Here is a 21,193-nt window from a genome sequence, read left to right as displayed (position 1 = left end):
CCTCTCACGTCCCCCTATCGGAGCGGCACGGCGTGTGCTCGTTACGGGCCAACCGATCACCCACAAACCAGACCCGGTATCGGGCGAGCGCGCTCGCGGTGATCGAGGCGACGGGAGCGATTGGCGCGGCTCCCCGACTTGCGGACGTCCCCGCGACGGCATCCGGGTGAGCCCCTGCGCGGGAGCCGGTCAGACCGTAATCGACTACCCCCCGGAGCCGCTCCCATGTCACCCGCATTCGATCTCATCGTCATCGGCGCCGGACCCGGCGGCGAGGCCGCGGCCGTCACTGCCGCCCGGCTCGGCAAGCGCGTCGCCGTAGTTGAGAAGGCCCCGTTCGTCGGCGGGGCGGCTGTTAACACCGGTACCCTCCCTAGCAAAACCCTGCGCGAGACCGCACTCGCGCTGTCCGGGCTCCGTACCCGCGACCTGCACGGGGTCGACCTGTCCCTCCGCCGCGGCGCGACGATCGACGACGTGCTGCGGCACGAACGGGCCGTCAAATCTGCCCACCGCGACCACATCCGGGGGCTGCTCGGCCGGTACGGTGTGACCGTCGTCCACGGGACCGCCCGGTTCAGTGGCCCGCACGCGGTCCGGGTAACAGGGTCCGGTGCGCAGGAACTTCACGCCGAGAAGGTCGTCGTCGCCACCGGCTCGGTCCCGGTCCGCCCGCCCGGGTTCCCGTTCGAGCACGACCGGGTCCACGATTCCGACGAGTTGGTCGAGTTGCACCGGATGCCGCGGTCGATCGCGGTCATCGGGGCCGGGGTGATCGGCAGCGAGTACGCGTGCATGTTCGCCGCGCTCGGGATCGAGACGTACCTGATCGACGGGCGCAACGCCCTGCTCCCGTTCCTCGACGCGGACCTCTCCACCGCGTTGGAGGCATCAATGCGCCGGCTCGGGGTGCGATTCGTATGGGGCGAGTGCGTTAACTCCTGTGACGCGCCACCGACCGGCGACGTGCGCCTCGGCCTGTCCTCGGGACGAGTTCTGACGGCCGACCACGTCCTCATCTGCGCCGGGCGCGCGAGTCGGGTCGCCGACCTGAACCCGGAGGCCGCCGGGCTCGCGGCCGCCCGGAAGGGCCGGTTGGTGGTCAACGAGCATTTTCAGACGGAGGTGCCGCACATCTACGCGGTCGGAGACGTAATCGGGTTCCCGGCCCTCGCGTCCACCAGCGCCGAACAGGGCCGTGCGGCGGCGGGGCACGCATTCGGAGCCCCCACCAGGGGGCCGGTCGCCCGGGTTCTGCCGACCGGGATCTACACCATTCCCGAGGTGAGCGCGGTCGGCGAGACGGAAGACGCACTGCGGGCTGCCGGGGTCGAGTACCTGGTCGGGCGGGCCGGGTACACGGAAGTGGCACGGGGCAAGATCATCGGCGACGAGGCCGGGTTCCTCAAGCTCCTGTTCCGCCGGTCGGACCACAAACTGCTCGGTGCCCACGTCATCGGAGAAGTGGCCTCGGAAGTGGTCCACATCGGGGTGATGGCACTGATGGTCGGGGCCGGTGCCGACCTGCTGCTCGACACCTGTTTCAACCACCCGACGCTCGGGGAACTTTACAAACTCGCTACGCACGACGCCCTGCTGCGGGGGCGGGGTACGAGCTAACCACCACACCTTCCCTCCCTGCCGCAGGAGCCGCCGTGCCGCACGAAATGTCACTGATCGCCATCATCGCCATCGGGCTGACCCTCGCGTTCATTTTTGGCTTCGTCGCTGTCCGGCTCCGGCTCCCGGCGCTGGTCGGGTACCTGCTCGCCGGTATCGCCATCGGTCCGTTTACACCGGGGTTCGTCGGCGACGCTAAACTGGCCCACCAACTCGCCGAGATCGGGGTCATTCTGCTCATGTTCGGCGTGGGCATGCACTTCTCGGTCGGGGATCTGTGGGCGGTTCGGAAGGTCGCGCTGCCGGGGGCGGTCGCCCAGATCGCTGCGGCGACGGCAATGGGGGTCGGCGCGTCCGCCGTCTGGGGTTGGTCGCTCGGGGCCGGGCTGGTGTTCGGGCTGGCCCTGTCTGTAGCGAGCACGGTCGTCCTGCTCAAGGCGCTGGAGGCCCGGGACCGACTGGGCACGCCCGACGGCCGCATCGCGATCGGCTGGCTGATCGTCGAGGATCTCGCCATCGTTCTCGCGCTCGTCGTGCTGCCTGCGCTCGCCGGGGTGCTCGGGGGAACCGCGCCCGGGGGCACCGAGGGGGCCGGCCTGTGGCGACCGCTCGGCCTCGCGCTCGGGAAGGTGGCCGTCTTCGTCGCACTGATGCTCGTCGTCGGCACCCGGGTGTTCCCGTGGCTCCTCAAGCGGGTCGAGGAAACCGGCTCGCGCGAACTGTTCACGCTGGCCGTGGTCGGCCAGTCGGTCGGCATTGCGTTCGCTGCGACCGAGGTGTTCGGGGTGTCACTCGCGCTGGGCGCGTTCTTCGCCGGGATGGTGCTCAACGAGTCGGAATCGGGGCACCGGGCGGTCAAGAGTCTGCAACCGCTGGAGGACGTGTTCGCGGTCCTGTTCTTCGTCTCGGTCGGGATGCTGTTCGACCCGCAGGTGCTGATCGACCAACCGCTGCGGGTGCTGGCCGTACTCGGAATCATCGTCGTCGGCAAATCGGTCGCGGCGCTCGGCATCGTGCTCGCCCTCGGTGGGTCGCGCGCCACCGCGCTGAGCGTGTCGGCCGCCCTCGCGCAGATCGGGGAGTTCTCGTTCATCCTGGCCGGACTGGGGATCGTACTGGGCCTGCTCCCGTCGGAAGGGCAGAGCCTGATCGTGGCCGGGGCGATCCTGTCCATCACGTTCAATCCACTCGCGTTCTACGCCGCCGACCGGTGGTCCCGTCGCGGCGCGGGGGAGCCGTCGGAAGAAGAAACGGCGGTCACAGTGTCAGTTCGCTGAACAAGGTGACGTCGCGGTCGCGCTGGTGGGCGTTTCCGGGTAAGGCCATGCGGGGGTCCAAACGCAAGACCTCGGCGGGCTCTCGGGCGGTGCCGATTGTCAGCGCGTGGTCGCCGGGGAACGGAGCCACGCGGCCCCGGTGCGCGCCGGTGAGACGACCAACGAGATCACCGCGATCTCGGAATTGCGGTGGTTGCGCGACACTTTCGAGGCGCTGGTGCGCACCGGCGCGGCCGGGTGCCGGACGAACATCGCCACGCAAATCGTGGCCGGCGGGGGCGACTATCTGCTGGCGGTCGAGGACAACCAACCTCGGCTCTTCGAGGACATCAAGGCCCGGGTTCGAGTGGCGTTGGAGACGGCTTTCGCGGTGCGGAGGGGCACCAGACCGACGAGCACTCCCACGGTCGCGAGGAACTCCGGTTCGGCGTCATTACATCAGCCACGGGCACGGGTCCGGGGCGCGCCGCGCCGGAACTGGGGTATCGGGCACGCGCGCCACCGGGTTCGAGACGTGGCGTTCCGTGAAGGTGCTCACCGGCTCCGGGAAGGGCACGCACCCGAGAACGTGTCCGTGGTGCGCAAGATGGCGCGGGCCATGCTCCAGAACACCACGGCCGAGCTGCGACGAGCGGGCGGACGCCCGCGGTCCCGGGTTCTGAGCGAGACCACACTTCCAAAGTCAACCCTTCTTCCTCTCCCGTCGCTGGTGTGTCGCGAATCACTTCGCGACGCCGTACACTATCCCCGTGTCCTTCTCCGGTCGTTTAAAACCTCGCATTCGCAAAGAGGCAGTTCCCGATGAGCGACCTCTCGTTCTTCCGCGGGAAGGCTGTTCGACCAGCCCGCGGCGCAAATAGGGTTTTTCATCTCGTATTCGCACTCGCACTCGTCGGAGTCTGGACCATGCCGGCGGTTTCGGACGAAGGGATGTGGTTACTCAACGACCCGCCCAAACAGCACCTCAAGGACGCGCACCAGTTCGACCTCACCGGTGCGTGGGTGAAGAACGCGATGCTCGGCTCGGTGCGCCTCAACAGCGGCGGCTCGGGCGGGTTCGTGTCGGCGGAGGGGTTGTTCGTGACGAACCACCACGTCGCGGCCGACTCGCTTCAGAAACTGAGCAAGGCGGGGCAGGACTTCCTGCACGACGGCTTCTATGCCGACACGCGCGAGAAGGAACTGAAGTGCCCGGACCAAGAGATCAACGTGCTCCAGGAAATCGTTGATGTGACGGGCGAGGTGAACGCCGCCGTGAAGCCGAGCATGACCGGCGCGGAAGCGTTCGCCGCCCGCCGCGCGGTAATGGGGAAGATCGAGAAGGACTCGCTCGACAAGACCGCGCTGCGGTCGGACGTCGTCACGCTCTACAACGGCGGGCTGTACCACCTGTACCGCTACAAGAAGTACACCGACGTGCGGCTCGTGTTCGCCCCGGAGCGGCAGATCGCGAGCTTCGGCGGGGACGTCGATAACTTCGAGTACCCGCGAATGAACCTCGATATCGCGTTCTTCCGCGCCTACGAGAACGGCGCGCCAGCGAGGACGCCGAACTTCTTCAAGTGGAGCGAAACCGGACCCGCGGGCGGCGACCTGGTGTTCGTGACCGGCCACCCCGGAACCACCCAGCGCCTCGAAACGCTCGCGCGCCTCAAGCACCGGCGCGATTACACGCTGCCCTACACGCTGTACCGGCTGCGCACGCTCGAAGCGGCCCTGAAACAGTACAGCGAACAGAGCGGCGAGAACGCGCGGCAAGCCGCGACCGACCTGCACAGCGTCGCGAACGCGCGCAAGGCGTTCAGTGGGCAACTGCAGGGGCTACTCGATCCGAAGATCATGGAGCAGAAGCAGAAGTCCGAGCGCGGACTCATTGAAGGGGCTGCGGCGTACAAGCAGCGGGTCTCGATGGGCGAAGGCCCGAGCGACCCGAAGTGGCGGGCCGCGTTCGATGACACACTCGACGCGCTCGCGAAGATCGAGGCCGTGCAAGTGAAGCTCCGCGGGTTCGAGAAGGAGTACGGGCTGGTCGAAACCGGGCACGCATTCTTCTCGCCGCTGTTTGGTATCGCTCGGCACTGCGTGCGGATGGGCGACGAGTTGCCGAAGAAGTCGGCCGACCGGCTCCGCGAGTACCGCGACTCCAACCTCGAATCGCTCAAGTACCAACTTTTCAGTCCGGCGCCGATGTACCCGGAACTGGAACGCGCGAAGCTCACCGCGTCGCTCACGTTCATGGCGGAGAATTTGGGGGGCGAACACGCGCTCGTGAAGCTCGTCCTCGCGGGGAACAACCCGGCCGCACGCGCGGAGGAGTTGATCGCGGGGACGAAGCTCCTCGATCCAGCCGAGCGGAAGAAACTGGTCGAGGGCGGCAAGCAAGCCGTCGACGCGAGCAAAGACCCGCTGGTCGTTCTCACGAAGGCCGTAGACGCCGAAGCGCGTAAATTGCGCACGCAGTACGAGAACGAAATCGAGGAACCGGAGCGCCAGGCGTATGCCGCGCTGTCCGGCGTGCGGTTCCTGACCTACGGCAACTCGGTCGCCCCGGACGCGACGTTCACGCTGCGCCTGGCGTTCGGCACCGTGCGGGGGTACGAGGTCGGCGGCGAGAAACTGAACTTCCACACGACCTTCGGCGAAGCGTTCGAGAAGGCCGCGAAGTTGGACGGCAAGGAACCGTTCGATCTCCCGAAGCGGTGGCTAGAGGGGAAGGACAAGCTCGACCTTTCGACGCCCTTCAACTTCGTGAGCACCGCGGACACGATCGGTGGCAACTCCGGTAGCCCCGTGCTGAACCGCGCGGGCGAGTTGGTCGGCATCAACTTCGACCGCAACCGGCACGGATTGGTGCGGAACTTCGTGTACACCGACGTTCAAGCCCGGCACATCGCGGTTCACTCGAAGGCGGTGCTGGAAGCGCTCCGCAAGTTGTATCCGGCCGCGCCGCTCGTCAAAGAATTGACGGGAAAGTGACCCCGACGCGGATGTCCCATGTTTCGTCTGCTTCCCCTTCTGGTGTTTGCTCTCGTGCCAGTGCTGCTGGCACCTCCACGTAACGAATCGGCACAACCCCGCCCGGCGACCCAAGTGGTCGCCGGGCGCTCAGCGAGCGAAGGGAGCGCAGAGCGCGTCACGTCCACATCAATGTGGCTCGATGGCGCGACTGATGACGAACGCTGGGACGTCTGGGACGGAATCCGGCGCGCGAAAGCCGCTGAAACGCAATTCTCTCTTCCGCTACCTGCTTCCGATCCCGCGCCTTGAGGTTGCGACTGTGGGGGCGTTGCGTCACAATGCGAACGGCCCCAAGGAGCACACGAAATGCCCGCTTCTACCGCGAAATCCACGCCGAAGACCAAGTTCCCCACGATCGCCGACGTTCAAAAGCGCCTCGGCCACGTCCCGGAATCGCGCATCCTGTCGTTTCCCGCTCCGGGTACCGCGACCGTGCAGGACTTGCTCGATGGCTCCATTACCGGGGACCGAGGGTGCGAACTCGTCGACGGGATTCTCGTGGAGAAAACGATGGGCTTCCGTGACGATTACTTCGGATCTCGGCTCATCATCCTGCTTGGGCAATTCCTCGAATTGAACAACCTCGGGGCCGTAGCCGGTGCTCAGGGCCTAATTCGGTTCAAACTCGATTTGGTTCGCGTGCCCGATGTCTCGTTCATTCGCTGGGACAGTGTGGACGACCCGAACGAGATCGAGAACCCCGCCGGCGCGTTTCTGGAAGTGCCGCCGGACCTCGCGGTGGAGGTGCTCAGTCCGAGCAACACGCAGCGCGAGATGGAAATCAAGCTCGCGGAATACGCGAAGGCGGGCGTAAAACTGGTGTGGTTCGTGGACCCGGAACGGAAAGAAGTGGACGTGTATCCGAAGGGGAACCCGAAGCGCAAGAAGACACTTGGTGTGAATGATGAGTTGGACGGCGGAACCGTGTTGCCTGGGTTCGCTGTGAAGGTGTTGCGGATCTTCGAGAGCCGTGCCCCGAAGAACCTCAAGGCTCAAAGTAACAAAACACAGCCGAAGCCGAAAAAGAGACAGTGACGGAAGCGGGTCGCAAGGTACGACCCGCTTTCGTGCGATTGGTTACTCGAAGTTGTCACCTGGAGCGATTAACACTTTCGGATGACGCCGGCCAGCACGCCGAGGATGCGGATGTCCTCGCGGGACGGGTCCACAATGATCGGCTCCATCGTGCTGTTCATCGGGTGCAACTGGATCTCGTTCTTCTTCTTGTAATACTTCTTCAGCGTCATCGATTTCTCGACCATCGCGACCACCTTCTCGCCGTTCTCGCACGTCTCCTTCTTGCGAATCACGACGAAATCGCCGTCGGCAATGTGCCCCTCGATCATTGAGGTGCCGCGCACCTTCACGACGAACAGGTCGTCGCTGCCGAACAACTCGCGCATTTCCAAGCGGTCGTCTTGTTCGGTCGTTTCGATCGCCCGGCCCGCGGCAATTACGCCCACGAGCGGGAGGCTGAATCCGCCGGACGTGACGCCCGGGATGGTGATCCCGCGCGCCTGCGCTTTGACCGAGTTCTCTCCCTTTTGGATGCGCTGGATGTATCCTTTCGATTGCAGCGCCTTCAAGTGGCACATGACGCCGTTGGGCGACGAGATACCGAACTCGGTGCAAATGTCGCGGATCGCGGGCGGGAAGCCCTTGTCCTCGATGTGTTTGCGGATGAAATTGTAGATCGCTTCCTGGCGATCGGTCAGCGGAACGCGGTCGGACATAGGGTGCCTCGATCAGGAGTTAGTGTAGACAGACGGTTCCTTCCTGCAGGTTTATCCGCGTCTGTCAGTGGGTGTGATGAACCGGGATCGTATTTTGTGCGCCCTCGCCTTACGCAACCGGCACAATCGCTACGCCCGTCCACTGTATGGTAGTATACAGTGACGGCTGTTCACAACGGAAGAGAAAAATTTCGCTTTCTGAGCTTGCGCGATAGCATTTCGCGAAGACGTGAGGATTTCACCTCTTTTGGGTGCGTCGTTTGGAGCATTTGACCCCAACTTGGTTCCCCGAGCTGTTTGCCCAACTCCTTGCGGGGCAAGATGTACCCGCGTCCGGGATGACGGAAGCGGTGCGCGATCTCGTCGCCGGGCGGGTGGACGACGCGCGCGGCGCGGCGTTCCTGACCGCCCTGCGCATCAAGGGCGAAAGCGCCGAAGAAGTTGCCGCTGCCGCGCTCGTTTTGCGCGAACAGATGATCGGACTCGTCCCCGTGTCCGGTCCGGTGTTGGACACGTGCGGTACCGGCGGCGACGAAAGCGGCACGTTTAACATCAGCACGGCCGCGGCGCTGGTCGCGTGCGGGGCCGGCGTGCCGGTGGTGAAACACGGCGGGCGGGCGGTGTCGAGCAAATCGGGCAGCGCGGACGTGCTGCGCGAACTCGGCGTACCCATCGAGGCCGGCCCGGAGTGGGCGCAACGGTGCTTGGACCGCACCGGGTTCGCGTTCTGTTACGCCCCGCACTTCCACCGCGGTATGGCTCACGTAGCCGACCTCCGCAAAAAGCTCGGTACCCGCACGCTGTTCAACCTGTTGGGGCCGCTCGCCAACCCCGCCAATGCACCCTACCAACTTTTGGGAGTGGGCAAAGCTGAGTTGCTCGACCCACTGGCCGCAGCGATTGCGCGATTAGGGATTCGGCAGGCTGTGCTGGTTTGCAGCTTCGACGGGCTGGACGAAGTGAGCCTGTCAGCGCCGACGATGGTCCGCGTGGTGCGCGGGAACGAGTACGAAGTTCGCGAGTGGAGCCCCCGCGAATTCGGGCTGTCATCGGTTTCGCCGTCCTCGATTCGCGCGAACGACTCGGTCGAGAGCGCAGCGATTATTCGCGGCGTACTGAACGGCGAAGACGGCCCCGCTCGGCGCATCGTGGTCGCGAACGCGGCGGCAGCACTGTGGGCAGCGGAAGCGGTGCCGACGCTCCGGGACGGTGTTGAACGAGCCGAGGCCGCGCTGAAGGCGGGCAAGCCGCGCGCGGTGCTGGCCGAATTGTGCCGCAAGGACAGTTCGCCGGGCTGATCTCGTTTCGGATCGCCGAACGAGCCGCGACCGCAAGGGAGTGGGGACGCCTCCCGCTCCCTTGCGGTCGTGGCTCGTTATCGGGAAGCCAAAGATAGCTATTTCTTGCCGAGGACCAGATCGACCACCCAGCAGCCGCGGACGTGCATCAACGACGTGTCGCGGCAGTGGTCGAGGATATCGGCCCTGTCGCAGCCCGCATCTTGAAGTGCGTCAGCCAGGATCGGCATCGCGGAGAAGTCACGCGATGCGTACATCTGTGATGCGAGCGCGATGGAGTCGGAGGTGCGCCAGGAAGGGGAAAAGATCTCGGGGCGGAACGGGTTCCCGAAGATGTCGCGGATGAGACTGACCTGATTGGTTCGTTCGGTTCGTAACGTGGATACGAACTCGGGCAAAGCCCGAACCGCAGCCTCGTCCCTGCGCTGGGCAATGTCTCCCAGCCACCCTCTCGGCTTCCAGGGGGCGGCGATCCGTTCCAGTTCAGGATTGCCGCTCTGCCAAAGTGCATCATACGCGACGGCATCGCACGCGAGGTCGGCGCAATTTGCCCATTCGCCCCGGCAAGCGGTCTCGAAGGCGCACGCTGAGTAATGTAGCGCGTAAAGTCCGGCTTCCCCCGGGTTTCGGATCGACCCACCGGTGTCGATCGCATCACTGACCACATTGACCAATGCGGCTCGAAAACGGCTTTCACCATCTGGCCCCTCGACTTCATTTTCCCACGTGATGAGGGCCGTGCGACATCCTTTCGTGTCCTCGCCACTCAGCAGAAACTGGATGCGTTGGCAGCAAGCGAGTACAAGCAGACGCAGTTTCCGCTTCTCTGCCCCATCGCAAACAGCGTTCAACAGCAAAAGTTGGTCTTCGCACGTCAGCCACTCTGTTTCGGTCATCGCGCACCCTCGTCTGCCGCTTTAGCATGACCGCTTCCCTTCTCTCTGCAAGTGCCGGCGCGGGAATTGCTCCCCTACGGTCGCTAAATCGAGGGTCGTGATCCGATACTTGGTTTCACTTGCTGTGCCGTCTCGTTAAAATGGGCGAACTCGCACTCTCCGCGGTTCGCCCTCTCCGTCGGGAATGAATCAATGCCACGAAAGGTGCTCCTCATCGCCGATCCGGGGATCGACACCGCGTTCGCGGTGGCCCTCGCGCTCAACGACCCGAACCTGGAAGTCGTGGGCCTGCTGCCGACGGCCGGGAACGTGTCCGCGGAACAGGCGACCGCCAACGTTCACACGCTCATCGATGTTCTCGACCCACCCAAATGGCCGAAACTCGGGGCCGCGCTGCCGGTGCGGTACGAAACCGACGGTACCGCGCTCCACGGACCCGGTGGGCTGGGCGGCGTCACCTTCCCCTCGGCCACGCGGCACACGCTGCACCCGGCCGACAAGATCCTGTGCGAACTCGCGCACGAGTACCCGCGGCAAATCACGGTCATCAACCTCGGGCCGCTCACGACACTCGCGACCGCACTCGATCGTGACCCGGTTCTGCCCGCGCTGCTCGATCAAACCGTTGTCATCGGCGGCTGTTGGCGCGAATCGGGGAACGCCGGCCCGGTGGCCGAGTTCCACATGCACCTCGACCCGGACGCGGCCAAGCGCGTGTTCGCGGCCGAGTTGAACCCGCTCCTCATTACCCTCGATTCCACGCGCCGGTTGATCTTCTCGCCGCGCGACTTGCTAAACCTGCCGAACCCCGATTCGCGAACGTGTCAGTTCTTGCGCCAGATCGTACCGTTCGGCATCCGCGCAAGTTCTAACCTGTACGGCATTGAAGGTTTCCACCTCAAGGACGTGCTCGGCACCGTGGCCGTGGCGGTCGCGGGGTGCGTGAGTAGCGAATCGCATTACGTGGACGTCGAGACGCGCGGCGAACTGACACGCGGGATGACGGTGATCGACACCCGACCCAGCCCCGCATCCGCACCGAACGCTCGTGTGGCGACTAGTGTTGCGGTGGACGAGGTCCGAGAGTACATCGAACGTACCTTAAAGGCCGCGCACTGATTTAGGAGTGGGCATGAAGAAGTTGGCACTGGGTGCGGTCGCGGCCTTGGCGGGGCTATTTATTGGTGGGTGCGGAGCCAAAGGCGATCCGGCGGTTACGGGCGCCGGGCTATCCAAGGAAGAGACGCGGCATCGCTTGGACGTGGTTCTGAATTTGCAATGGCTGGCACTGGCGGCGGGAAATTATTGCTCCAATTACAATGTTTTTCCACCAGCGGACGGGTCGGGTGCCTCGAACCGAACATTCGGCCCCAATTCAGAAGATCGGACTCTGGTCGGCTACAGTTGGCGGGCGCACGTGACAGAATTCATCGAGCCGAGCAGCCGGGAGGAGGCCGACTTACGGAGCGGGCTGCAAAAGGGCAGTTTCCCGCTTGCGCCCGGCGCCAAACCGGGAGAGGAATGGAACCGGCCGGCATTGAACGGACTCAAGTTGCGACAGTTCGACGCCGGGCGAGAGGTGCCGGAGAACTGGCACACGTTCTACCGCGTCTTTGTTGGTAATGGGGCCGCGTTCGAGTCGAAGAAGCAACTGACCCAAAACGACTTCACCGACGGTCTCGACAAAACCATTCTCATCGTCGAAGCTAATGAATCGGTGCCGTGGCCGAAGCCGGAAGAACTGGACTACGACTCCGCGAAGCCGCTCCCGAAACTCGGTGGAGCGTTCCCCGATGGCTTTTACGCCGCATTTGCGGACGGAACGGTGCGATTCATTAAGAACGGCACCGACGAGAAATTGATTCGCGCGATGATTACCCGTAACGGCGGCGAGGCGATTGCCGAGTTGCCCCCGAAAGTGGACAATCAGGCACTGCGGAAAGCGGCCGGCTACAAGGACTGACCGCGTTCCCAAGGATGAAGTGGCTGCACGGAGCTTTTCATGATGCGTTTCGCCGCACCTCTGGCGCTGGGCTTCGTGCTGACCGCGGGCGTATCCGCACAGCCGCCCGAACCGGAACCGATCCCGCTTCCGCTGCCCGCAGCCAAACCGACGCAAGCGCCGGCCCCGATTCCACTCAAAACGCCGAAGAGCGTACCGCAGCCGACGCCCCAGGAGATCGCGGCGCTATCGAAAACGCTCCGCACACTGGCGCTCGCGAACCTCCCCAATCCGCTCGTGAAAGCGAACGACGGTTGGGGGAGCCAGAAGGAGTACGTTGTCGGTGCGGTGATGCTGCGTAACGCGAAGAGGTTCGGGCCGGATGCGCCGCGCCAAATGGTCAACGACGGCTTGTGGCGCCGAACCACCGTTCTGGCGCGGAAGCCGGACGATACGCTGAACGTGGCCATCGCCGAACTCGTGCGGCACGACGTGAACACGGCGACCCTCGTGCTCGACACCGAAATGGAAATCGACTTCCGCGTCGAACACCAACTCTGGAAGCGCGGCCTTCAACTCTATTCGGGCGAGACACGCGGCCACTGCAAGGCCGGGCTGAAGCTCAAAGTCGAGGTCGTGAGCAAGACCGAGAAAGACCCGGGCTCGTTTTTCCCGAAAGTCACGCTCCTCATCAAAGTGACGGACGCGAAACTGTTTCACGACAAGATCGCGATCGACCACGTCGCGGGCTTGGACGGCGAGGACGCGAAATCTGCGGGGAATTTCGTTCTCGACACGGTGAAGACCATCAAGCCAGATCTGGAAAAGCAACTGCTGGACAAAGCGAACGCGGCCATCATGAAGGCCGCCGGGTCGAAGGAGATCAAACTGGAGCTCGACAAGATTCTGGGAACGGCCGCGAAGAAGTAAAAGGGCGATACGACTGCGGCTAAAATCTCATTTATTCTGATACTGTGTTCACGTTTGATTGCTAGTAATGTTCTACCCATCGCGCGGACAGTCACGTCCGCGCTCGAACTGTCGCCGTTCGGCGCGTCGACGTGCAGAAACCATTCGCGGTGTCACGTGGAGAGTTCGTTTTCCAAGTCGGCTCACCGACACAACTCCAAAACGTCTCTAGCGTTTGTTCCGTATTGATCCGGTGTCCTTGTAACGAGCCGCGACCGCAAGGGAGTGGGAGGCGCTCCCATTTGTGGTCACGGTCTAACACACGGGAAGCCCCGCTCCCTTGCGGTCGCGGCTCGTTCGGTCGCTACACGGATCTCGAAACAAGACTAAGTGTTCTGTTTGGTCAGCGCTTGGCAGCATTCGGCGAACGGCCGGTGTGAGCGAATGTTAGCCGCGCGATTGATCGGCTGGTGGTCGGCGCATGCCGCACAGGGCTCCCGCCCTGTGCTACGAACGGCGGCCCCTCCGGGGCGAAAACAATACTCGCGATCGGGCGTTCGCGGCGAAAAACTGCTGCAAACGCGGGCGGGCATCCCCATAATCTGCTGGTGCCCGCCTGCCTCACTCCACTGCCACAGGATCTGCCGATGCGCCCCTCTCTTGCGTTCGTGTTCGCGCTGATCGCGCTAGCCTCACCCGCTCGTGCCGCCGATCCGCGGGTCGCGGATAGTCTGCAACCGTTCGTCGAGAAGAACCAACTCGCGGGCGCGGTCGTGCTGGTCGCGTCGCCGGACAAGGTGCTGACCGTTGAAACCGTGGGCTTTGCCGATCGCGAAACCAAAACCGCGATGAAGCCGGACAATCTGTTCTGGATCGCGTCGATGACCAAACCCATGACGGCCGCGGCCCTCATGATGCTCGTCGACGAGGGGAAGGTCGCGCTCGACGATCCCGTTGAGAAGTATTTGCCGGAGTTCAAACCGCAGTGGATGATCGCGTTCCAGGACAAGGACGCCGTTCTGCTGAAGAAGCCGACCCGCGTGCCCACGGTGCGGGACTGTCTGCGGCACACGAGCGGGATGCCGTTCGTCTCGGCGCTCGAGAGCCCGACCATCGACAAGTTGCTCCTCAAGGACGCGGTCGGCAGTTACGCCATCACGCCGCTGCAATACGAGCCCGGCACGAAGTACGTGTACTCGAACGCGGGCATCAACACCGCCGGGCGCATCATTGAGGTCGCGAGCGGGCTTTCCTACGAAGATTTCATGGCGAAGCGACTGTTCGCCCCACTCGGAATGACCGAAACGACCTGGCGCCCCACGAGCGAGCAACAGAAGCGGCTCGCGAAGACTTATCGCCCGGGTAAGGACGGCAAAGGCTTGGAAGCGATGCCCATTTCGCCGCTGGCGTACCCGCTCGGCGACCCGACGCGGCACCCGTGTCCGGGCGGCGGGCTGTTCTCCACGGCGAAGGACGTGGCCGCGTTCGGGCAGATGATCCTGCGCGGCGGGATGTACGGCGAGAAGCGCCTGCTCTCGGAAGCCTCGATTCGCGCGATGACCGGCACCCAAACCAACACCCTGCTCGACAAGGCGAAGGGCGAGAGCGGTTACGGTTTGGGGCTGAGCACGACGCGCAAGGCGAAGGCGGACGGCCCGGCGGTCGCGGGTCCGTGCGGGCACGGCGGGGCGTTCGCCACGAACGTGTGGATCAACCCGGACAGCAAGCTCGTGACCGTGTACATGGTTCAACACGCGGGCTTCCCCGGCGACGGCGGAAAGGCGCGCCCGGCGTTCGAGAAGGCCGCCGCGGACATTTTTGGTAAGTGACCCAACGACCGCTGGTGGCTCGGGCCGCCGCACACAAACGAAAGCACCTATGTCGCGTACCCTTCTGCTGCTCCTTTGTCCCCTTCTGGTACTCAGCGCCATGCCAGCAGCCGAACCGCCCGCGACACCGAAAAGCGAGACGCTCACGCAAGAGTGGGCGTCCGCGTTCGCCAAACTCGCGCTGAAGGGCGCGCAGAAGGAGTTCCCGAACAAGCCGGGGCACGTGCTCCTCGACGACAAGGACGCCAAGACGCCCAAAGCACTGCACCCCGCGTTCTACGGCTGCTACGACTGGCACTCCGCCGTCCACGGGCACTGGATGCTGGTCCGCGTGCTGCGTGCGCACCCGAACCTCCCGCAAGCAAAAGACATCCGGGCCGTGCTCGCGGAACACCTCACTGCGGCGAACATCAAAGTGGAAGTCGAATACTTCAACCGGCCGGAGGCGAAGTCGTTCGAGCGGCCCTACGGCTGGGCGTGGTTGCTCAAACTCGCGGAAGAATTACACACCTGGGACGACCCGGACGCGAAGACGTGGTCCGCGAACCTGCACCCGCTCGCGGACCTGATCGCGAACCGGTACGTCGAATACTTCCCGAAGCAGACGTACCCGATCCGCGCCGGGGTTCACTCGAACACCGCGTTCGGCCTCACGTTCGCGCACGACTACGCGAAGGCGACCGGCAACAAGAAGCTCCAAGAGTTGATCGAAGGGCGGGCGAAGGCGTACTACGCGAAGGACGCGGACGCGCCCGCGCGCTGGGAACCTGACGGCGCCGACTTCCTCTCGCCGAGCCTGTGCGAAGCCGACCTCATGCGCCGCGTGCTGCAGCCGGCCGAGTTCCGCGCGTGGTTCCACAAGTACCTACCCGGCGCCACAAAGGGCGAACCCGCGAACCTGTTCGTGCCCGCGACCGTCACCGACCGCACCGACCCGCAACTCGTTCACCTCGACGGCCTGAACCTCAGTCGCGCGTGGTGCTTGCGCGGCATCATCACGGCACTTCCGAAGGACGACCCCGCGCGCAAAGCGCTAGCCGTTTCCGCCGCGAAGCACGCCGAAGCCGGACTGAAGCACGTCTCCAGCGGTGACTATGCGGGCGAACACTGGCTCGCGTCGTTCGCGGTGTGGATGCTCTCGGTGCCCGCGCCGGAGTGAGGCTATTCGACGTAACTGTCCGCTGCAGCGCGAGAGTAGGTGGATTCCAGATCGACCGTGAGTTGCTCGTCGAGGTTCAGCGCGAGTGGGATCGGAGGTAGTGGTTCGCCGACTACGAGCGGGTGTTGCCACAGGCCGAGCATCCGGCCCCCTTGTGCCGCGGGCGCCCCGACCCGGTAACTCACGGCTGCGGGAGCGGACGGGGCCGCAAGATCCTGCCCCAAACTCGCCGCGATGAGTTGCGCGAACGAGAACCCGAGCGGGCGCCGGTGAACGTCGACTAGCAAGAGATGGACCCCACCTCGCAGGTAGTTGAGGTACCGGGCCGCGTACTGGTCGCGTGCGGCGGGTCGGTCCTTGTTTCGCGGTGAAATCAACTCGATGGCGGCCACCAAGCGCCCCTCGCGCTCGATTTGCACCGTCGTGTCTTCTTCTAGTGTGGCGACCGCGACTTCTAAGTCCGGTTCGCCGCGCGCGGGTGCTGTATTGGAATGTGCGGGCGAGTGCCCCGAACCGTTGGTGACGGCGACGTCTGGTTTGACGGGGCCGATCCCGATTGCGACGAGCGGGCTGGAGCCGATCACGGCGCGGTACCCCGGCGGCAGACCGGCGCGAAGGGCACGCGCGATTTCTGTCATCCAGTAGATGTGCATCCCCTCCCAGCCGGGCCGGTCCGTCCAATCGTGGAGTGGCATGCGTCTCCCTCAATGCGTCGAGCCAGTTTTGATTCTACCATAAATCGTGACCGCGCCCCGGCGTCAGTTCTACTGGCGCGCGCCATCCTGACTCGCACGGCGACCGGAACTCACGATGGAATCACGACTTTCGCGCTGGCGCCCGTGGACCGTCGTGTTCGGACTGGCGGTCGCGTACATTGCGACCGCCCGGCTCGGGTTGGCGCTGGGGCTCCCGCCGGACCATAAAGTGACGGCGATTTGGCCGCCGTCGGGGATCGCGTTCGCGGCCGTGCTCATTTTCGGGCTCCGGGTGTGGCCCGGGATCTGGCTCGGCGCGTTCCTGGCGAACCTGTGGGATGCGTTCGACCCGGACCGCACGGGGGCGCTCGGAACGCACGTCCTGTGTGCGGCGGCGATCGCGGTGGGTTCGACCCTCCAGGGGCTCGCGGGTGCCGGGCTCGTGCGCCGGTTCGTCGGGACCGGGTACCCGCTGGACCGTCCCCGCGACGTGTTCCGGTTCGCGGCGGTCGCGCCCGCAATGTGCCTGATCGCGTCCACGATCGGAGTGTCTACCCTGTGCGCAAGCGGGGTGGTCCCGTGGGGCGCGTTCGGCGCCAAGTGGTGGACGTGGTGGCTGGGGGACACGGTCGGGGTTCTGGTATTGGCCCCCGCACTGTTGGCCCACGCGCGCCCGCGGCCCACGGGCTCCCGCATCGGGCGGGAGCCGGTCCTGTTCTTCGCGCTGCTCGCGGGCGCGTGCGTCCTGGTGTTCGGATTCTGGCTGGACGCGGTCCTGCCCCGGAGCCCGCGCACGTACCTTCTGCTGCCGTTTTTGGTCGTGGCCGCGGTCCGGTTCGGGACGCGCGGGGCCAGTGCCGCGCTACTGGTCGTTGCGGGACTCGGGGCGTGGGGAACGTTCAACAACCACGGCCCGTTCGACCGCGTGGACGAAACCGAGTCGCTTTTGCTCTTGGATTTTTTCTTGGCGGTCGTGGTCGTCATGTCCCTGGCGCTGTGCGCCGTCCTGAAGGAGGGCGAGGACGTTGAAGCCGCGCTGCGGGCGAGCGAGGCCCAGTTCCGGCACCTGGCCGAAGCCGTGCCCCAAATCGTGTGGGCGACCGCCCCGGACGGCGCGATCGTGTACCTGAACCACCAGTGGACCGACTACACCGGACTGACCGGGGTGAGCCGCGACGACCTCGCCCGGGTGATCCACCCCGACGACCTCCCCCACCTGATCGGCGCGAGCGCGGGCGCGCGCAGAGCGGGGGCCGTGTTCCAGAACGAGTTCCGGATGCGCCCGGCGCGCGGGGGCGCGTACCGGTGGTTCCTGGCCCGGTCCGTGGCCGTGGTCGGCCCCGACGGGGCGCCGGCCGGCCGGATCGGTACGTCCACGGACGTCGACGAGCTCAAGCAAGCGCAGGCCGAACTGGTCCGGCAGCGCGCCGACCTGCAATTGATCCTCGACACCGTTCCGGCCCTCATTTTCCACAAGGACCGGGACCACCGCCTGGTGCGGGTGAACAACGAGTTGGTCCGGCTGGTCGGGCTGCCGCGCGAGGCGCTCGAGGGGCACACGGACGCCGAAATCGGGTCCCCGCACGCGGACCGGTACTGGCGGGACGACGAAGAGATTATGACCACGGGCCGCGAAATGCGCGGCCTCATCGAGCCGCTCTACACGCTCGCCGGTACCCGGTGGCTGCAAACGTCCAAGCTCCCGTACCGCGACTCGGCCGGGCGGATCACCGGGGTCATCGGGTTCTCGGTGGACGTCACCGAGCAGAAGCTCGCCGAGGACGAGGTGCGCCGGCTGAACGCGGAACTCGAACAGCGGGTCGCCGACCGCGCCGCCGTCGCCGAGGCGCGGACCGCCGAGCTCCAGTGCGCGGTCGAAGCGCTCCGCGAGCAGAAGCAACTCCTCCAGAGCGTTCTCGACAGCCTGGGCGAGGCCGTACTCGTGGTCGATAAGGCCGGCCAGTTTCTGATGCAGAACCGCGCGTTCCGGCAGTTGCACCCGGAGCCGACCGAGCACCTCACGCACGTCGAACGGGCGCGCACCCACGGGGTGTACTTGCCCGACGGGGTCACGCCGTGCCTCCCAGACCGGCTCCCGATCGTCCGCGCCGTGCGCGGCGAGTCGTGCGACAACGTGGAACTGTTGATCGTCGACGACGCGCACCCGGGCGGCGTGCCCATCAGCGTCACCGGGCGCCCGATCCTCGGCCCCAACGGGGTCGAGGGCGGGGTGATCGCGATCCGCAACGTGGCGGAGGTGCGGGCCGCCGCCGCCGCGCTTCGGGAGAGCGAGGAGCGGTACGCGCTCGCGGTCCAGGGATCGCAGGACGGGATCTGGGACTGGGACCTGCGCACCGGGACCGTGTATTTTTCGCCCCGCTGGAAGAGCATGCTCGGGTACGCGGAGCACGAGATCCCGAACCTGTTCTCGGAGTGGGAGCGCCTGGTTCACCCGGCCGAACGGCCCGGCGCGAGGGCCGCGGTGGGCGCGTACCTGGACGGCACCGCCCCGGGGTTCGGGCTGGAACTCCGGATGCTCCACAAGGACGGCGCGTACCGGTGGATCTACACCCGCGGGGTCGCCCAGTACGGGCCGGACGGGTGCCCGTACCGGATGGGCGGGTCGCACACTGATGTGACCGTGCGCCGGGCGTCCGAGGCCGCGCTGCGCGAGAGCGAGAAGCGGTTCCGGGCGATCTTCGACCAGACGTTCCAGTTCATCGGGCTGATGGCGGCCGACGGCACCCTCCTGGAATCCAATCGGACCGCCCTGACTGCGGCCGGGCTCGCCGAAGCGGACGTGCTGGGGAAGCCGCTCTGGAACACGCCCTGGTGGACACACGACCCGGCTCAGCAGGTTCGGTTACGGGACGCGGTGGTCCGGGCCGGGGGCGGGGAGACGGTGCGGTTCGTGGCCACCCACCCCGCCCCGAACGGAGAGGTGCTCTGGATCGACTTCTCCCTCAAGCCGTTTCACGACGACGCGGGGAACGTGGCCCTTCTGATCTTCGAGGGGCGCGACATCACCGCGATCAAGCGCTCGGCCGATACCCTGGAAGCGACCGACGCGCTGCTGCGCCAGTTCATCAAACACGCCCCGGCCGCCATTGCCATGCTCGACACCGAAATGCGGTACGTGCAAACCAGCGACCGGTGGTTGACCGATTACCACCTCACGGGGCAAGACGTCATCGGGCGCACGCACTACGAGGTGTTCCCGGACGTTCCCGCGCGGTGGAAGGAGATCCACCAGCGCGTTCTGACCGGCGCGGTCGAGGCGTGCGCCGAGGACTCGTTCCCGCGCGCCGACGGCGGGACCGAGTGGTTGCAGTGGGAGGCCCGGCCCTGGCGCAAGGTCGGGGGCGAGATCGGCGGGCTCGTGTTCTACACGCAAGTCATCACGGACCGCATCCGCGCGGCCGAGGCCCTGCGCGACAGCGAGGAGCGGTACCGGCTGTTGATCGAAGGGGTGGCCGATTACGCGATCTACATGCTCGACGCCGGGGGCCGGGTCGCGAGCTGGAACCCGGGGGCCGAGCGCATCAAGGGGTACACCGCCGAGGAGATCATCGGGCGCCACCTCTCCGTGTTCTACCCGCCCGAGGACGTGGCGGCCGGGCGGGTGGAGTGGGCGCTGGCCGCGGCCGCGGACGGGCACCTCGAGGACGAGGGGTGGCGGGTGCGCAAGGACGGCTCGCGGTTCTGGGCCGGGGTCGTCATCCGGGCCGTGCGCGACGCGACCGGGCGCCTCCGCGGGTACGCGAAGATCACCCGCGACCTGACCAACCGGCGGTCGGTCGAACTGGCCCTGCGCGAGAGCGAGGAGCGGTTCCGCAGCGCGTTCGATTTCGCGCCCATCGGGGTCGCACTCGTGTCCCCCGACGGGCACTGGCTGAAGGTGAACCAGTCGGTGTGCGCGCTCGTCGGGTACTCGGAGCCCGAGCTGCTCGCGATCGATTTCCAGACGATCACGCACCCCGACGACCTGGGCACGGACCTCGCACTGGTCGAAGAGGTGCTGAGCGGCGCGCGGGCGACGTACCAGATGGAAAAGCGGTACTTCCACAAGGCCGGGCACGTGGTCCACACCCTCCTGGCCGTGTCGCTGGTCCGCGACACCCGGGGGCACCCGCTGTACTTCATCGCGCAGATCCAGGACATCACGGAGCGCAAACTGGCCGAGGGCCGGTTACTCGCGTCGGTGCGCGAGAAGGAGGTGATGCTCAAGGAGATCCACCACCGGGTGAAGAACAACCTGCAGATCATCTCGACCCTCCTCGATCTCCAGGCGGACGGGGTCACCGACCCCGCGGCCCTGGTCGCGTTCCGCGAGAGCCGCGGGCGGGTCCGGTCGATGGCCCTGATCCACGAGCGCCTGTACCGGTCCGAGAACCTCGCGAGCGTCGAGTTCGGTACTTACGTCCGAAATTTGGCCGAGGATCTGTTCCGGGCGTACCGGGCCGACGACGAGGCGATCCGGTTGTCGGTGTCGGTATCGGTCCCGCCCGTTCCGCTGGACATCGCGATCCCGTGCGGGTTACTGGTAAACGAACTGGTTTCAAATTGCCTCAAGTACGCGTTCGCGGGCCGGGAGCGTGGTATAATTGATGTGTCCTTGGAAAGCGCTGCCGAGGGCACGCACCTCCTCACGGTCGCCGACGACGGTGTGGGCCTACCCGCCGGGTTCGACTTCCGGCACACGTCCTCGTTCGGGCTCCAGCTCGCGAACACGTTGGTGGAGCAGCTTGGCGGGGAAATCGCCCTGGACAGTACCTGTGGGACACGTTTCACCGTCCGGTTCCCGTTGCGCCGGTAGA

At 65.6% G+C, this 21,193-nt stretch carries 14 protein-coding genes and 1 pseudogene; 11 read left to right on the top strand and 4 right to left on the bottom strand.

Going from position 1 to position 21,193, the window contains the following annotated elements; translation table 11 throughout:
• The first annotated feature begins 225 nt into the window (after window positions 1-225).
• On the top strand, window positions 226-1,620 hold the full coding sequence (gene sthA, locus J8F10_RS11665; protein WP_210653992.1) for a Si-specific NAD(P)(+) transhydrogenase: 1,395 nt from the start codon (window positions 226-228) through the stop codon (window positions 1,618-1,620).
• Window positions 1,621-1,655: 35 nt separating this feature from the next.
• Window positions 1,656-2,858: pseudogene (locus J8F10_RS11660) on the top strand (cation:proton antiporter domain-containing protein); the annotation flags it as partial.
• A gap of 138 nt (window positions 2,859-2,996) precedes the next feature.
• Here the strand turns inward: J8F10_RS11660 and J8F10_RS40780 are convergent.
• A complete protein-coding gene (locus tag J8F10_RS40780; protein WP_210653990.1) occupies window positions 2,997-3,149 on the bottom strand; it encodes a hypothetical protein in 153 nt (50 codons plus the stop codon).
• Window positions 3,150-3,803: 654 nt separating this feature from the next.
• Between J8F10_RS40780 and J8F10_RS11650 the strand changes: the two genes are divergently transcribed.
• Both J8F10_RS11650 and J8F10_RS11645 read left to right on the top strand, forming a co-directional pair.
• Window positions 3,804-5,873 carry a S46 family peptidase gene (locus tag J8F10_RS11650; protein ID WP_210653989.1) on the top strand — a complete coding sequence of 690 codons (2,070 nt, stop codon included), beginning with the start codon at window positions 3,804-3,806 and terminating at the stop codon, window positions 5,871-5,873.
• Between the two features lie 348 nt (window positions 5,874-6,221).
• The gene (locus J8F10_RS11645) at window positions 6,222-6,950 is read left to right on the top strand and encodes a Uma2 family endonuclease (protein WP_210653988.1); all 729 of its coding nucleotides are present in this window, start codon (window positions 6,222-6,224) and stop codon (window positions 6,948-6,950) included.
• Between the two features lie 68 nt (window positions 6,951-7,018).
• On the opposite strand, the gene lexA is transcribed toward J8F10_RS11645, so the two are convergent.
• Window positions 7,019-7,648, bottom strand: a complete 630-nt coding sequence (lexA, locus tag J8F10_RS11640; protein ID WP_210653987.1) for a transcriptional repressor LexA — start codon at window positions 7,646-7,648, stop codon at window positions 7,019-7,021.
• Window positions 7,649-7,899: 251 nt separating this feature from the next.
• Here lexA and trpD point away from each other — a divergent pair, with 251 nt between their 5' ends.
• Complete coding sequence (trpD, locus tag J8F10_RS11635; RefSeq protein WP_315854105.1) at window positions 7,900-8,946, top strand: anthranilate phosphoribosyltransferase; 1,047 nt, start codon at window positions 7,900-7,902, stop codon at window positions 8,944-8,946.
• A gap of 98 nt (window positions 8,947-9,044) precedes the next feature.
• On the opposite strand, the gene J8F10_RS38715 is transcribed toward trpD, so the two are convergent.
• On the bottom strand, window positions 9,045-9,842 hold the full coding sequence (locus tag J8F10_RS38715) for a hypothetical protein (RefSeq protein ID WP_246523196.1): 798 nt from the start codon (window positions 9,840-9,842) through the stop codon (window positions 9,045-9,047).
• Window positions 9,843-10,034: 192 nt separating this feature from the next.
• Between J8F10_RS38715 and J8F10_RS11625 the strand changes: the two genes are divergently transcribed.
• From J8F10_RS11625 to J8F10_RS11605, 5 genes are all read left to right on the top strand, one after another.
• The gene (locus J8F10_RS11625) at window positions 10,035-10,961 is read left to right on the top strand and encodes a nucleoside hydrolase (RefSeq protein WP_210653985.1); all 927 of its coding nucleotides are present in this window, start codon (window positions 10,035-10,037) and stop codon (window positions 10,959-10,961) included.
• Between the two features lie 298 nt (window positions 10,962-11,259).
• Entirely contained in the window at window positions 11,260-11,805 is a 546-nt protein-coding gene (locus J8F10_RS11620) for a hypothetical protein (RefSeq protein ID WP_210653984.1), read from the top strand.
• Window positions 11,806-11,844: 39 nt separating this feature from the next.
• Window positions 11,845-12,714 carry a hypothetical protein gene (locus J8F10_RS11615; RefSeq protein ID WP_210653983.1) on the top strand — a complete coding sequence of 290 codons (870 nt, stop codon included), beginning with the start codon at window positions 11,845-11,847 and terminating at the stop codon, window positions 12,712-12,714.
• Window positions 12,715-13,340: 626 nt separating this feature from the next.
• Window positions 13,341-14,522 carry a serine hydrolase domain-containing protein gene (locus J8F10_RS11610; protein ID WP_210653982.1) on the top strand — a complete coding sequence of 394 codons (1,182 nt, stop codon included), beginning with the start codon at window positions 13,341-13,343 and terminating at the stop codon, window positions 14,520-14,522.
• A 100-nt stretch (window positions 14,523-14,622) separates the two neighbouring features.
• Window positions 14,623-15,681: a DUF2891 domain-containing protein gene (locus tag J8F10_RS11605; RefSeq protein WP_390891138.1), complete on the top strand. Its 1,059-nt coding sequence runs from the start codon at window positions 14,623-14,625 to the stop codon at window positions 15,679-15,681.
• 2 nt (window positions 15,682-15,683) lie between these two features.
• Here J8F10_RS11605 and J8F10_RS11600 read toward each other — a convergent pair whose 3' ends face one another.
• Complete coding sequence (locus tag J8F10_RS11600) at window positions 15,684-16,376, bottom strand: DUF4058 family protein (RefSeq protein ID WP_210653980.1); 693 nt, start codon at window positions 16,374-16,376, stop codon at window positions 15,684-15,686.
• 115 nt (window positions 16,377-16,491) lie between these two features.
• Between J8F10_RS11600 and J8F10_RS11595 the strand changes: the two genes are divergently transcribed.
• On the top strand, window positions 16,492-21,192 hold the full coding sequence (locus tag J8F10_RS11595; RefSeq protein WP_210653979.1) for a PAS domain S-box protein: 4,701 nt from the start codon (window positions 16,492-16,494) through the stop codon (window positions 21,190-21,192).
• Window position 21,193: the final 1 nt, after the last annotated feature.

The organism is Gemmata palustris (assembly GCF_017939745.1).
In the GTDB taxonomy this organism is placed as follows: domain Bacteria; phylum Planctomycetota; class Planctomycetia; order Gemmatales; family Gemmataceae; genus Gemmata; species Gemmata palustris.
Note: the sequence above shows the minus strand (reverse complement) of the source record. Positions and strands in the feature narration are given on the sequence as shown.